10 protein-coding genes are annotated in these 14755 nt (G+C 33.6%); 4 read left to right on the top strand and 6 right to left on the bottom strand.

The genetic code is table 11. The features are described 5' to 3' along the window. The first annotated feature begins 1 nt into the window (after nt 1). A complete protein-coding gene (locus AC9UFV_RS00110; protein WP_509571467.1) occupies nt 2–2539 on the top strand; it encodes a T9SS type A sorting domain-containing protein in 2538 nt (845 codons plus the stop codon). A gap of 126 nt (nt 2540–2665) precedes the next feature. Then, nucleotides 2666–4729, top strand: coding sequence for a M13 family metallopeptidase (locus tag AC9UFV_RS00105; protein ID WP_509571464.1), 2064 nt, complete (start codon nt 2666–2668; stop codon nt 4727–4729). A 55-nt stretch (nt 4730–4784) separates the two neighbouring features. On the opposite strand, the gene AC9UFV_RS00100 is transcribed toward AC9UFV_RS00105, so the two are convergent. From AC9UFV_RS00100 to AC9UFV_RS00085, 4 genes are all read right to left on the bottom strand, one after another. Then, the gene (locus tag AC9UFV_RS00100; protein WP_509571462.1) at nt 4785–5711 is read right to left on the bottom strand and encodes a DMT family transporter; all 927 of its coding nucleotides are present in this window, start codon (nt 5709–5711) and stop codon (nt 4785–4787) included. Continuing rightward, a complete protein-coding gene (locus AC9UFV_RS00095; RefSeq protein ID WP_509571459.1) occupies nt 5712–6515 on the bottom strand; it encodes an SDR family oxidoreductase in 804 nt (267 codons plus the stop codon). A 205-nt stretch (nt 6516–6720) separates the two neighbouring features. Beyond that, nucleotides 6721–9111, bottom strand: a complete 2391-nt coding sequence (locus AC9UFV_RS00090) for a M20/M25/M40 family metallo-hydrolase (RefSeq protein WP_509571456.1) — start codon at nt 9109–9111, stop codon at nt 6721–6723. Nucleotides 9112–9128: 17 nt separating this feature from the next. Beyond that, entirely contained in the window at nt 9129–9479 is a 351-nt protein-coding gene (locus tag AC9UFV_RS00085; RefSeq protein ID WP_509571454.1) for a hypothetical protein, read from the bottom strand. A gap of 367 nt (nt 9480–9846) precedes the next feature. Between AC9UFV_RS00085 and AC9UFV_RS00080 the strand changes: the two genes are divergently transcribed. Next, nucleotides 9847–10182 (top strand): single-stranded DNA-binding protein, encoded by a 336-nt coding sequence (locus tag AC9UFV_RS00080; protein ID WP_509571451.1) that lies wholly within the window; start codon nt 9847–9849, stop codon nt 10180–10182. A gap of 258 nt (nt 10183–10440) precedes the next feature. Here the strand turns inward: AC9UFV_RS00080 and AC9UFV_RS00075 are convergent, their stop codons facing one another. After that, entirely contained in the window at nt 10441–11127 is a 687-nt protein-coding gene (locus AC9UFV_RS00075) for an HAD family hydrolase (protein WP_509571448.1), read from the bottom strand. Between the two features lie 11 nt (nt 11128–11138). Beyond that, complete coding sequence (gene metG, locus AC9UFV_RS00070; protein ID WP_509571445.1) at nt 11139–13199, bottom strand: methionine--tRNA ligase; 2061 nt, start codon at nt 13197–13199, stop codon at nt 11139–11141. Between the two features lie 179 nt (nt 13200–13378). On the opposite strand from metG, the gene AC9UFV_RS00065 reads away from it, so the two are divergent. Next, nucleotides 13379–14722 (top strand): deoxyguanosinetriphosphate triphosphohydrolase, encoded by a 1344-nt coding sequence (locus AC9UFV_RS00065; protein ID WP_509571442.1) that lies wholly within the window; start codon nt 13379–13381, stop codon nt 14720–14722. Nucleotides 14723–14755 lie beyond the last annotated feature (33 nt).

Below are 14755 nucleotides of genomic sequence, written 5' to 3'. Positions count from 1 at the left end.
TATGAAAAAAATACTACTTATATCAGCCATTTTATGCACTTTTTTAGGATTTTCACAATTTAATCCTTCCGCTCCTTGGATGGATGAATTAACTGAAAATCGTAATAATAACGAAAAAACGCTGGCAGAATTAGTAAATTCATTTAACACTTATTGGTCTTTTCATGATAAAAACCGAAAAGGAAGTGGGTACAAACCTTTTATGCGCTGGGTAGAACATTGGAAAAATGCAACCAATGACCAAGGGTATGTAATTTCGGCGCAAGAACTTTGGACAGCATGGGAGCAAAAAAACCAAGCAAAATTAAATAATAACAGCTTACTCAGATCGCTTCCTCCTTGTAATTGGACGCCTATCGGGCCAATACAAAATGCATCTCCACAATCTACTCAAGCAAGAGGAAGAATAAATGTGGTATGCGTAGACCCATTAAACCCAAATACAATCTACTTTGGAGCTCCATCCGGAGGAATTTGGAAGTCAACCAATGCCGGAGAATCCTGGACACCCTTATCTGATTATTTACCACAAATTGGTGTTTCAGGAATCGCCATTGATCCTAATAATTCAAATATAATTTATATATCAACTGGAGATAAAGACGCTTCCGATTCTTACTCTGTTGGAGTATTAAAGTCTGTTAATGGGGGTATAACTTGGTCAACTACTGGATTAACATTTAATAATTCGTTTAAAGGCGCTGGCGATATATTAATAAACCCAACAAACAGTCAAATGTTATGGTGTGCAACCAGCACAGGATTATATAGAACACTTAATGGCGGTACAAGTTGGACAAACCAATTGTCAGGAAACTTTACTCAAGGGACTTTAAGAATAAAACCAAATGACCCAACAGTAGTTTATGTTAGTTCTCGTAATAAATTTTATAAATCTATTGATTCAGGAGCTACTTTTTTAAATACTGGAGTCGCAGGATTGCCAGCAAATTCGGGCAGATTGATATTTGATGTTACTGCAGCAGATCCAAATATTGTTTATTGCCTTTCTGCTGGAACAAGTCCAAATTATGCTTTTCAAGGAATTTATAAGTCAACAGATGCGGGTATAACCTTTGTCAATGCTGGATTAACAGCAGATATTTTTGAAAGCACGCAAGCCTGGTATGATTTAGCTTTTTGTGTGTCTCAAACAAATGCAAATGAACTTTACTCGGGATGTCTTAATGTTTGGGGTTCTACTGACGGAGGAGCAACGGCTACTAAATTAAATAGCTGGAGTACTTACTCATCAAGTTTTACTCATGCTGATATTCATTTTCTAAAATTCATAAATAATAAATTGTATTGCGGAAGTGATGGTGGGATATATGTTTCGGAAGATGGCGGATTAGTATTTAATGATATTACAGGACAAGCACAAATTGGTCAATTTTATAAAATATCTGTTTCAAAACAAACTTCTTCAAAAATTACTGGAGGTCTTCAAGACAATGGTGGATTTTTCCTAAATAATAATCTTTGGCAAAGTTATCATGGTGGTGACGGTATGGACAATGCTATCGACCCTTCAAATAATAATAAAGCCTATGGTTTTGTTCAAAATGGAATCTCTTTTTATGGAATTACTTCCTTAACCAACCCTGTTCGTAGGTATACTCCTGCACCAACAGTTAATGGAACCTCTATACAAGGGGAATGGGTAACTCCGTTGAGAGTGAATAGTGTTGGTGAAGTTTTTGCAGGTTATAATGATTTATATAGATTAACAAATAATGTTTGGATATTAAGAAATCCATCAACTATAGGTGATTCAACCGTTAATATAAATCTAATTTCAGTTGATCCTAGTAACAATGACATTATGTATATTTCAAAATCAAATCAAATATACAAAAGTACCGACAGAGGAATTTCTTTTTCACTTTTATACACTGCATTATCTAGAATCACCTCAATAACTGTACATTCATCAAATGGTGAAATTATTTATATCACCACTTCAGGAACATCGGGGGATGCATTTGTATCTACTGATGGAGGAAATTCATTTTCAGCAATTGCGCCTGGATTACCTGCAATTGGGAAAAACATAATTGTTCATCAAGGACAAAATTCTTTAAATCCACTATATGTGGGTACTACACTTGGAGTATTTTACAAAGATGATTCTATGGCAACATGGGCAAATTTTGATGATAATTTACCAAATGTTTCAGTAACCGATTTAGAAATTAATTTAGTAGATAATAAAATAATTGCTGGTACCTATGGAAGAGGCGCATGGCAATGTAATATTCCTACTCAAAGTAGTCTTGCAAACGAGACTTTTGAAATGGAAAATATTGCTATTTATCCAAACCCAAATAAAGGAATTTTTAATATTTCAATGGGAACAATTACCCCAAAAACAATTATAGTATATGATTTAATTGGTAAAATAATCTATTCTAAATCCGAATTTGAAAATAATCAAAGCAGCTTTTTATTTGATATTTCTGATGTTTCCGCTGGTGTTTATTTTGCGAAAATTATTTCAGAGAATAAAAGCATAACGAAAAGGATTATAAAAAACTAACTATTACTATTCCAAAATAAAAATCCCAATCTGATAAATGAAGTTGGGTTTTTTTATTTATACTCTTTTAATAATTATTTAAAAAATAATCAATATTTTTGAAGTCTAACTAAATAGTAACTAATTATGAAACTTAATTTTAATAAGACATTGTTGTACGTTATTCCAGCCCTAATTGGATTATCGGCAAATGCACAAAAAGAAGCCCCGCAAAAAACGCCTGGAATAAACGTTCCTTTTATGGATAAATCGGTAAAGCCAAGTGAAGATTTTTTCAAATTTGTGAATGGAACTTGGTTAAAAAACACGGAAATTCCTGCTGACAAAACGCGTTGGGGAAGTTTTGATGAATTACGTCAAAACACTGATAAAGATGCCTTAGCTATTTTGAAAGAGGCATCAAAAAATCCAAAATATAAATCAAATACCGATCAAGGTAAAGCGATTATTATGTACAAAGCCGCCATGGATACAGTGGCAAGAAACAAACAAGGAATTACTCCACTAGCACCTTATTTAGCGAAAATTAATGCGGTGAAAAACATCAAAGATTTAGAAAAATTGATGATGGAAACAGAAGCTCAAGGCGGAGGTGTTGGGTTTTTTGGAATCGGAATTGGAGCCGATGAAAAAAATAGTAATCGAAATGTAGTAAGTGTTGGTCCAGGTAGTTTAGGATTGCCAGACCGTGATTACTACGTATCTGAAGATAAAGATTCTAAAGAAAAACGCGAGAAATATGTTCTTCACGTTGCAAAAATGTTACAATTCTTAAATGAATCTCCAGAACAAGCTAAAGCAAATGCTGAGAAAATTCTTGCTTTAGAAATCCAAATGTCTAAACCAAGATTGGACCGTGTGGAGCGTAGAGATAGTAAAAAACAATACAATCCAACTGCAATTGCCGATTTGCAAAAAATGCTTCCTTCAATTGATTGGAACACTTATATCGAAGGAATCGGAATTGCTAAAATTGATACTATTATCGTTTCTCAACCAAGATACATGAGTTCATTACAAACTTTATTCACTGAGAATAAAGTTGACGATTGGAAAGCGTACATGCGTTGGATGTTGTTAAGAGGAGCTTCAAGTCAATTATCTACAACTATTGAAACTGCAAACTGGGAGTTTTACGGAAAAACTTTAACGGGAGCTTTAAAACAAAGACCACGTCAGGAAAAAGCTTTACAAGTTGTTAATGGAACGGTTGGAGAAGCTTTAGGAAAATTATACGTTGAAAAAATGTTCCCCGCTGAAGCTAAAGAAAAAGCGATGAAGATGATTAAAAACGTAATGAGAGCCTATGAAATTAGAATCAATAATTTGACTTGGATGTCGGCTGAAACTAAAGCAAAAGCGGTTGAAAAGTTGAATAAATTAACAATAAAAATAGGTTACCCTGATAAATGGGAAGATTACTCTGCTTTAGTTGTTAAAAGTCCTGAAGATGGTGGAAGCTATTTTCAAAACATAAGAAATATTTCTAACTGGCGTTGGGCGAAAGAATTAGATAAATTAGGTAAGCCTGTTGATAAATCAGAATGGGGAATGTCTCCTCAAACGGTAAACGCTTACTACAATCCTTCTTACAACGAAATTGTATTCCCAGCGGCAATATTACAACCGCCATTTTACAATTACCAAGCAGACGAAGCTGTAAATTACGGTGGAATTGGTGGAGTAATCGGGCATGAAATTTCTCATGGTTTTGACGATCAAGGAGCAACTTATAATGCAGATGGAAATTTAATTGACTGGTGGACAGCTGAAGATTTATCAAAGTTTACCAATTTAGGTAACGCACTTGCTGATCAATATTCTGCATTAGAACCATTGCCAGGAACTCACGTAGATGGTAAATTTACATTAGGAGAAAACATTGGTGATTTAGGTGGGGTGAATGCTGCTTACGACGGATTACAATTGTATTTGAAAGAAAATGGAAATCCAGGTTTAATTGATGGTTATACTCCTGAACAGCGATTTTTTATCTCTTGGTCTACAATTTGGAGATCTAAAATGAGAGACGAAGCGTTGAAAAATCAAGTAAAAACAGATCCGCATTCTCCAGGAATGTACCGCGCTTATGTGCCAATTCAAAACGTTGATGCTTTCTATTCTGCATTTAACATTAAAGAAGGTGACTCAATGTATGTTGCTCCTGAAAAAAGAGTAAAAATTTGGTAATAACCAATTTATATAAATTTAAAAATCCCATTTTGTATTTCAAAATGGGATTTTTTTATGCTTTTTTAGAATTTTGAAAGGATCTATTAACTAAATAAAGTCCGAATAAAGTGACTGTTCCACCAATTGCAATTGCTAACGATAATGGTTCGCCAAAAATATAAGCCCCTAAAAGAACCGCAATTATTGGATTGATATAAGCGTAAATACTATTAATTTCTGCAGGCAAATGTTGTAACGCATAAATATAAGCTATGAAGGTGAGCACCGATCCAAAAATCACCAAATAACCAATTGAAACCCACGAAATAACTGGTATAGTTGATAAACTTACTGCCGATCCCGTAGCACCCAAATACGCAAAAAGGAAAATACTTGAAATAAACATTTGGATTCCCAAACTAAAATAAGGGTTAAAACTTGCCGCTTTTTTCTTTGTATATAATGTGGCAAAAGCCCAAGTTAAAGTGGATATTACCGATATTATTATGCCAAATCGGAAATCAAAAATCAAGAAATCACTTAGATGTTCAGAGAAAATTACACATACTCCAGCAAACCCTACAACCAATCCCACAATAGCCAATTTTACTAATTTTTCTCCTCTAAACAAACTAATAATTACTACCCAAAGCGGAACCAAAGCGCCAATAATTGCTCCCAAACCACTGCTGATATATTTCACTCCCCAAGTGCTTAAACCATTGCTTAAAACAAAATTTAAAATACTCAAAATGATAATGGTTTTCCATTGTTTGCCTTTCGGCCAAGGAGTTTTCTTAAATAAAAAATAAGACAAGTATAAGGTGGCACCTAAAAATTGACGAATAGCTGCAAGCTGTAACGCTGGCATGTACTTCACACCTTCTTTTGATGCAATCCAAGTAGTTCCCCAAAAAAAACTAACCCAACAAAGTGCCAAAATTGGCAACCCTATTGAAGTGATTTTCGAATGAAATTTCGATTTTAATTTTTGTATCAATTATAAACTTCCTTTTTTAAATTGGTATTTCAAAGCATTCTCCAATTTATCAGATAAAATGGTTTTACCAATTGATGGTTTTGAATGCGTAAAGATAGGAGGTTCCAAATTATAATCTTTTGCTTTTTTTGAATAATACTCTTCACGACTTGGATGAAAAGGGGCAACAGCATTGAACGTTTCTGCCCAACAATTACTATCAATAATTTTTAAAATAATTCCAATGCAATCCTCTTGATGAATCAAATTTATTGGTGCATCAGGGTTTTCAATATCACTTCTCCCGGCTAAAAAATAAACCGGATGACGGTCTTCGCCAATGAGCCCTCCAAAACGTAAAATGGTAGTTTCAAAATGAGAATTTTCTTGAAAAAGTTTCTCGCATTCTAGCAATTGTTTGCCACTTTCGGTATCTGGATTTGGAATGGTTTCTTCAGTTACAACTTTTTCTTCATCAGAATAAACAGAAGTAGAACTCACGAAAATTACTTTTTTTATTCCCGCTTTTTCAATAAATGGAAGTATGTATTCTATTTTAGAAACAAAATTTTCAGTGGAATTTCCTCTTAATTTAGGTGGAATATTAATTATTAAAAACTGGCTCTCAGACAAGAATTGATCTACATCACCATTAATACCGCTTTCCTCTATTTCGATTAAAAAAGGAGTTATTCCTGCCTGTTCAATTCTCACTATTTTTTCAGAAGAAGTCGTCGACCCCTTTACCGAAAACCCATTTCCTATTAAGGCTTTCGCCAAAGGCAATCCCAACCAACCGCAACCAAGAATACTAATTTTTGTCATTATTATTATTTGTAACCTATTTGATTTCTATATTTTTGAAACGTCAGAATAAATATATTTTTGCCACAGATTTCACAGATAAGCACAGATTATTTTTCGTATGATATATAAAATCAATTTAATCCTATAAATCTGTGGCAGAAAAAACATCCCAATTATTTCATCACAAATTGTGTTCGGTTCCTTTTTTATTCTTGTCTTAAATTTATCTGGTTTTTAAAGTATCAATACTAACTGTCAAACTATCTTTTGAAGTCAAATTCCTAGATTTGAAATAATCTGATTTTCGAACCGCATTGGATGGAACAATCTTCTTTTGAATCACAACAGCATCATTCAATACAAATGGCTTTGGCATCATCCAAGGCAATCTTTTTGCAATTTTGAATTTTGGATTGCTAATTAAATCAAAGGAACTTTCCATTAAATCCATTTCAATAACCGAATTAACAGGAATAGAAAATTGTAATTCCAAAGGCTCATTATCCACAACATAATAGCTAACTAATTTCTTCCCTCTTCGTTTATAAATGCTCCCTTTTTGGTCTAAAGCCGAAGCCCCATTTGCCTTTAAATTATAAAAAGTCAATTTTTCATTGGCAAAAACATCGTATCGATTTACTGGTCGATTTGGAGTAATTCTTATCTTATAATAATGTTGAGAGCCCGCAATACTATCCCGTAAAAACATAATTGAAGGCTCGCTTATCTCTTTTACATCAGCTTCAGCTAAATAAGTAAATCCCGAATTATATTTGCTAAACAAGGGATTCTTGTTTAATTCGGTTGCCTCTTTTGGATTTTCGCCCAAGTACATTTTCGTCCAAGAGTCTAAATTTAAATCATAGGTAGTCCAAACCGCTTTTTTAGTATCGGCATTATAAACATAAAGCAAGCTGTTTGGTTTTGCAGTTCCTTCATCATAACCAGAATTGAAACTAGCCTTTATGAAAAACCCAATTGATATTAAAAATAATACCAATGCCCAAAAACCTTTTCTAGGAAACGATCCAAATATTGGTAACAACAAACCAAAAACCAAAACAGTTAACATTGCACTTCCAGCCAATATTTTTAACCCTAATCCTATTGGAAACATTAAAATAAAAGGAACAATAATTATTAAAGATGGAATACTCAAAATTAAATTCAGTATCGGATTTGTTTTTTGGGTAGTGACAAAATAAGCCAACATAAACAAACTGAAAAATAATGGAATAATTAAAAATCCAGCTCCAGGCAAATAAAAGGCAATTGCAGAATTGATTAAAATCCAAATAAATAATGGTGCAACAGAATAATTCTCTGTTTTATTTTCCGAATTGGAATTGGAATAAAACAATAACGAAATCGCCAAACTCAAAAACACAAACGCACCTATATAATCGTGACCGTTATAGGTAAAACCATGAAGAATATCATTGTATTGTGGGTAAATCTTTAACAACAATTTCCAACCAAAATAAGTAGTAACCCCTGAAACTAGTAATGCCCCAAGGAAAATTAAAAATCCTTTTCCAATTTCTGAAAATGCCAAAACTCGTTTGCCAAGTCCTATGAATACTAAAAATAAAAATAGAAAAACAGCAATCAAAACCATTGGTAAAACCCAAGAAAAAGGATAACTCACAAATTTAAATGGCGTATTAAAATAAACATAATCGTCCCCCGACTGAAGTGAAGACAAGTCGGAATTGGAGAAATAATTCAACAACGGAACCAAATAAGTCCCTTGGTGCTCCATTGTTTTCGGACTCAAATGATTAAAATCATCTTGCGCTGTGTGGTAATTAAAATGGTTGTCTATAAACGCAAAATTGAATCCTTGTATTTTCCCTTGCTCTCTAAAAACGGTCAAATCAGTATCGTTAGGCAACATTTTATAAATGCTGTACATCAAGGAATTTGAAACCGGATAACTTGGGTTGGCAGCTGTAAATTCCTTCACCATATTGGCATTACCCTTGTTCACTTCCATCAACATATAGCTTGGCCCAGCGCTTCCTCGAGCTTCAAAATTCAAAACCAAGCCCACTTCTTTCGCCCAATTACTTTGGGTTACAAATAGTGCCGCTCCGTTCAACCCCAGTTCTTCCGCATCAGAAAACAAAATGATAATATCATTTTTATGCGGTGTTTTATTGTCCAAAAAAGCACGAACGCCCTCTAAAATAGTTGCAATTCCAGAAGCATCATCGCTTGCGCCATGGGAATACGAATGCGGCGCGCTGTCATAATGAGACAATAATAACAATGCTTTCGAACTATCAGATCCTTTAATTCTTGCTAATATATTTTTAGATTTCGTCAAGTTTCCCCAATCAGAAAAAGTAGTTCCTTCCTGAATTTGGGTTTCCAATCCCAATTTTTGTAATTCATTTGCCAAATATTCCCCCACAATTTTATGATTCTCCGAACCTACAAAATGGGGATTTCCCGAAATAACTTTCACTTTTTCAAGTGCCCGTTTTGTAGAATATTCCGAAAGCAATGCATCGTCCGTTGAAACCCATTGCGGCATCATTAACAAGTAAATCAATCCTATGGTTCCAGCAATAAATAGTAACGATAAAATGGCGGTGAATCTGTTTTTCATTTGTAATAAATTTGAAGTTAAATATCTTTTTTGACTAACATAAAATAATCGTTTTCCAATGCCATATAGCCTTGGTCGTATATAAAATAATAGGTATTCCCCGTTTTTGTATTTAAAATATTCGTAAAAAACTCAAAATCAAATCCCTTACTTAACAATTTTGCACGCGTTGTTTTCGACTTCCCTTCTACATTCAAAGCGCCCAAAATTCGATAATTTTTCCGCAATTTGTTGTTCACATTGCGCATAAAATTCGTACTATCCTTATTGATTTTATTGTTGTAGGTGTTCCTACAACCGTCGCTGCAAAACTTTTTGTCCTCGCGCCCCACAATTTTATCGTTGCATTCCAAACAAGTTTTATTCATTTTTTTGTTATTGTGGGTTTATAAAAACTTCTTTTATTAATTTCTTTTTGAAGCGAATTGCCAGTCTATTTTTACCAATCCTATTCCCGCTGTTCGTTTCAATCCATGAAAAAACAAGGGATTTTCTCTGCCATCGGGGCTAATTGGAAATTGTCTTTTGTGTTTTTAATTTTTGCTTAAAACTTTTACAATCAACCAAATATACTTATAATTTTCCAATTACAAACGCTTACAAACAACTACAACCGAAAGTAAACAGTTAACAACCGAATAAATTTTGGAAGTCGTCCCATCTTTGCATTGTCGAAATCAAACAAGTATCGGCAAAAGAAAAATCATTTTTATAAACCATTTAAATTAAAACGCTATGAGCACATTAAGAAACAAAGTACAGTTAATCGGACATGTTGGTAATGATCCAGAAATCAAAACATTCGATGGAGGAAAAAAATTAGCCAAATTAAACGTTGCCACCAACGAAAGTTACAAAAACGAAAAAGGGGAAAAAGTAGAAGAAACCCAATGGCACAGTCTTATTGCTTGGGGAAAAACCGCCGATATCATTGAAAAATATGTCGTAAAAGGTAAAGAAATTGCCATCGAAGGAAAACTAACCCACAGAAGTTACGAAGATAAAAACGGAGAAAAACGCTACATCACCGAAGTCGTAATTGATGAATTAATGCTATTGGGAAGCAAGTAATTTAGTAGTCGCAGTTTGCCTATTTCTGGTCAACTGCGGCTTTTTTTTGTTGTTATTCAGAATGAATTCATCTATTTCTAAGCCACGATTTACTTTAAAAATCTGTGGAAATCCGTTAAATCTGTGGCAAAAAAAATTAGAGTTATTTCTTAAACACATATTTCACCAAATTTATTTTAAAAAATCAGCGGCAATCAGTTTAATCCGTTAAATCTGTGGCAAAAAATTAAAGATATTCTCCGCCATGAATCACAAAAATTATTTTAAAAGCGACAAGACTTCTGTAATATTTTCAAAGGAGTAAAAATTCTCGTGCTCAATCTCAAAATCAATTTTTTCGTATTCCCAAGTGGTGTGATAAGGAATATGAACTCCATAACCGCCAATGTTTAAAATAGGTAAAACATCCGATTTTAGAGAATTCCCAATCATTAGAAAATCTTTAGGATTACAATCCAATCGCCCTAACATTTTTTGATAATCCAATTCGGTTTTGTCACTCATCACTTCAATATGATGAAAATAAGCACCAATTCCTGAATCGTGAAGTTTGCGATGTTGGTCTTTTAAATCGCCTTTTGTGGCAACAACCAATTTGTATTTTCCTTGCAATTCCTCTAAAACCTTTTCCACGTTGGGCATTAATTCAACTGGTTTTTGCAATAAATCCTTTCCAATTGTAATTATTTTTTCAATTCCTTTTCCTGAAATTGTATGGTTGGTTAATTCCAAAGCGGTTTCAATCATTGAAAGTGTAAATGCTTTAATTCCAAATCCATACAAAGATAAATTTGCAATTTGGTGATTTAAAATCAACCCTAATATTTCTTGCTTAGAGGCATAATCTTGAAACAAAACACAAAAACGCTCTTGAGCTTCATCGAAATAAGGTTCGTTGTGCCACAATGTATCATCGGCATCAAAAGCAATTATTTTTGGGTTCATTTTAATGTTTTTTAATTTATGGTTTCGCCATTGGCAACTCCATCGGTATCAGGATTTACAAAAACCAATTTTCCTTCAGCATTGGTAGTCATTAAAATCATTCCTTCACTATCTACTCCGCGAAGGTTTCTAGGAGCTAAATTCACTAAAACCGTAACGCGTTTCCCAATAATTTCTTCTGGTGAAAAACTCTCAGCGATTCCCGAAACAATGGTGCGAATATCAATTCCAGTATCGATTTTTATAATCAATAATTTATTTGCTTTAGGCATTTTTTCTGCTTCTAAAATAGTTCCAACACGCAAATCTATTTTAGCAAAATCATCGTATTGAATTGTTTCTTTTTGAGGTTCCGCCATTTTGTTATCCGCTTTATTTGCCACTTTTGTAGCTTCTAATTTGTCAATTTGTTTTTGAATTTCTTCGTCTTCAATTTTTGCAAAAAGCAATTCTGCTTCGCCAATCTGGTGACATGAAGGAATTAATTCTGAAGTTTCGGAAACTGTTTTCCAATCTATTTTGGTTTCTATTTTTAGAATTCTTGAAAGTTTAGTAGCGGTAAATGGTAAAAATGGTTCGCAAAGTGAACTCAAAGCGGCTGCAATTTGCAAGGCAACATACATTTGCGTTTGCACGCGCTCAGGATTGTCTTTAATTACTTTCCAAGGTTCTTCATCAGCTAAATATTTATTTCCCAAACGGGCAACATTCATCAATTCTCCCAAAGCCTCTCTAAAACGGTAGCGCTCCACAGAACTTGAAATTACCGCAGGATAAGCTTTTAATTCTGTTAAAACGGCGTTGTCAACATCTAAAAATTCACTCGGATTTGGAACAATTCCATTATAATATTTATTGGATAAAACCACAACACGATTAATAAAATTTCCAAAAATAGCAACCAATTCATTGTTATTTCTAGCCTGAAAATCTTTCCAAGTAAAATCGTTATCCTTGGTTTCTGGGGCATTAGAAGTCAAAGCATATCTTAAAACATCTTGCTGATTTGGAAAATCGAGTAAATATTCGTGTAACCAAACCGCCCAATTTTTTGATGTCGATAATTTATCTCCTTCCAAATTCAAGAATTCATTTGCTGGAACATTATCAGGTAAAATATAACTTCCTTCAGCTTTTAACATCGCTGGGAAAATGATACAGTGAAAAACAATATTGTCTTTCCCAATAAAGTGTACCAGTTTCGTGTCTTCATTTTTCCAATACGGTTCCCAGTCTTTTCCTTCTCTCGCTGCCCATTCTTTGGAAGCTGAAATATATCCAATTGGGGCATCAAACCACACGTATAGTTTTTTTCCTTCGGCACCTTCAACAGGAACGTCAATTCCCCAATCTAAATCTCTAGTAACTGCTCGGGGCTCTAAACCACTATCAATCCAAGATTTTACTTGTCCGTAAACATTGGGCTTCCAGTCGTTTTTATGACCCACCAAAATCCATTCTCTTAAAAAAGAATCATAACGATCCAAAGGTAAAAACCAATGTTTTGTCGATTTCAAAACTGGAATTTCGCCTGTAATTGTAGATTTTGGATTAATTAAATCGGTTGCATTTAATGTAGAACCGCATTTTTCACATTGATCGCCATAAGCTTCTTCATGACCACATTTTGGGCAAGTTCCAGTTACAAATCGATCTGCTAAAAATTGATTTGCTTTAGCGTCATACAATTGTTTCGTTACTTGCTCAATAAAATCACCATTGTCATATAATTTCTTGAAAAATTCAGAAGCCGTATCGTGATGAATTTTAGCTGAAGTTCTTGAATAATTATCAAAAGAAATTCCAAAATCTATAAACGATTGACGAATTATTTCGTCGTATTTATCAATGATTTCCTGAGGCGTAACTCCTTCTTTTTTAGCTTTCATCGAAATGGCAACGCCGTGTTCGTCGCTTCCGCAAACAAACAACACATCTTTGTTTTGTAATCTTAAATATCGGGAATATATATCAGAAGGCACGTAAACACCCGCCAAATGACCAATATGGATTGGTCCATTTGTGTAAGGCAATGCAGCTGTTATAGTATATCTTTTAGGATTTTGTATCATAATTGTATTTTTGAAATCCTTGAAACTAGTCAAGAATAGTTGCAAAAATAAGATATTTTATCTTAGGGACAAGTAGCTGGTTAATACGGAATTGCTTTTTTATTTTTTTATTAATTGCAATTTAAGGAACTTCAATCCTATTTTGTATATTCGTGAATTAAACCAAAGCTATCAAACAAATGAAGTGGGAAGAATTATTATCACTAAAAAGACAAGGTGACACTTTTAAGCGCTTGCGCAAAGAACAAGACGACACCCGATTGGGTTTTGAAGTCGATTATGATCGAATAATATTTTCATCGGCATTTCGAAGTTTGCAAGATAAAACGCAAGTTATTCCAATGTCTAAAACAGATTTTGTTCATACAAGATTAACCCATAGCTTGGAAGTTTCGGTTGTAGGTCGTTCCATTGGGCGATTGGTTGGAAAGAAAATAATTGAAAAATATCCTTATTTAAATGAGATTCATGGTTATGAAATGAACGATTTTGGGGCAATTGTAGCAGCAGCTTCATTGGCTCATGACATTGGAAATCCTCCTTTTGGTCATTCAGGAGAAAAAGCTATAGGAGAATATTTTTCAATTGGAAACGGACAAAAATACAAAGCCAAATTATCTGATAAAGAATGGCAAGACTTAATAGATTTTGAAGGAAATGCCAATGGATTTTCAGTTTTAACAAGCTCCAGACCCGGAAATGATGGAGGTTTGAGAATATCTTATGCAACTTTGGGGGCGTTTATGAAATATCCTAAAGAGAGTTTGCCAAAAAAACCAACCTCAGCAATTGCAGATAAAAAATATGGATTTTTCCAATCGGATGTCGCTTTTTTCAAAGAAGTTGCTTCAGAATTAGGGATGATTCCAAATAAATCCGGAAAAGATATTGGTTATGAAAGACATCCTTTAGCTTATTTGGTTGAGGCTGCAGATGATATTTGCTACACCATTATTGATTTTGAAGACGGAATCAATCTAGGTTTAGTCTCCGAAGATTATGCTTTGGAATACCTTATTAATTTGGTAAAAGACAGTATTGATACTAATAAATACAACACTTTAACTTCAAAAGAAGATCGAATTAGTTATTTGCGCGCCATTGCTATTGGTAGTTTAATTAATGATGCAGTAAATGTATTTATTGAAAATGAAGAAGCAATTTTAAACGGTAAATTCACTTATGCGCTTACCGATAAAAGTAAATACAAAGCACAAATGGACGACATTATCAAATTGAGCGTGAAAAATATTTATAAAAGCCGAGAAGTGATTGAAAAAGAATTGACGGGTTATCAGATAATAAATACCCTTTTAGACAAATTTATTACTGCCTATAATAATAATTATGAAGGCAAAGCGTCCAATTTTGATAGTTTAGTTATGCAGTTACTTCCAGAAAAATTCAGAGTTGAAAAAGACAATTTATACGACAGATTACTTCACATTTGTCATTTTATTTCGCTTCTTACAGATGGAAATGCCTACATATTATTTAATACAATAAATGCTTCGAAAAGTTAAATATTTGATGATTGTGTTTTTATTATTTTTAAG

Source organism: Flavobacterium sp., from assembly GCF_044349645.1.
In the GTDB taxonomy this organism is placed as follows: domain Bacteria; phylum Bacteroidota; class Bacteroidia; order Flavobacteriales; family Flavobacteriaceae; genus Flavobacterium.
The sequence above is the reverse complement of the archived record's forward strand: the minus strand, read 5'-3'. Positions and strand labels throughout refer to the sequence as shown.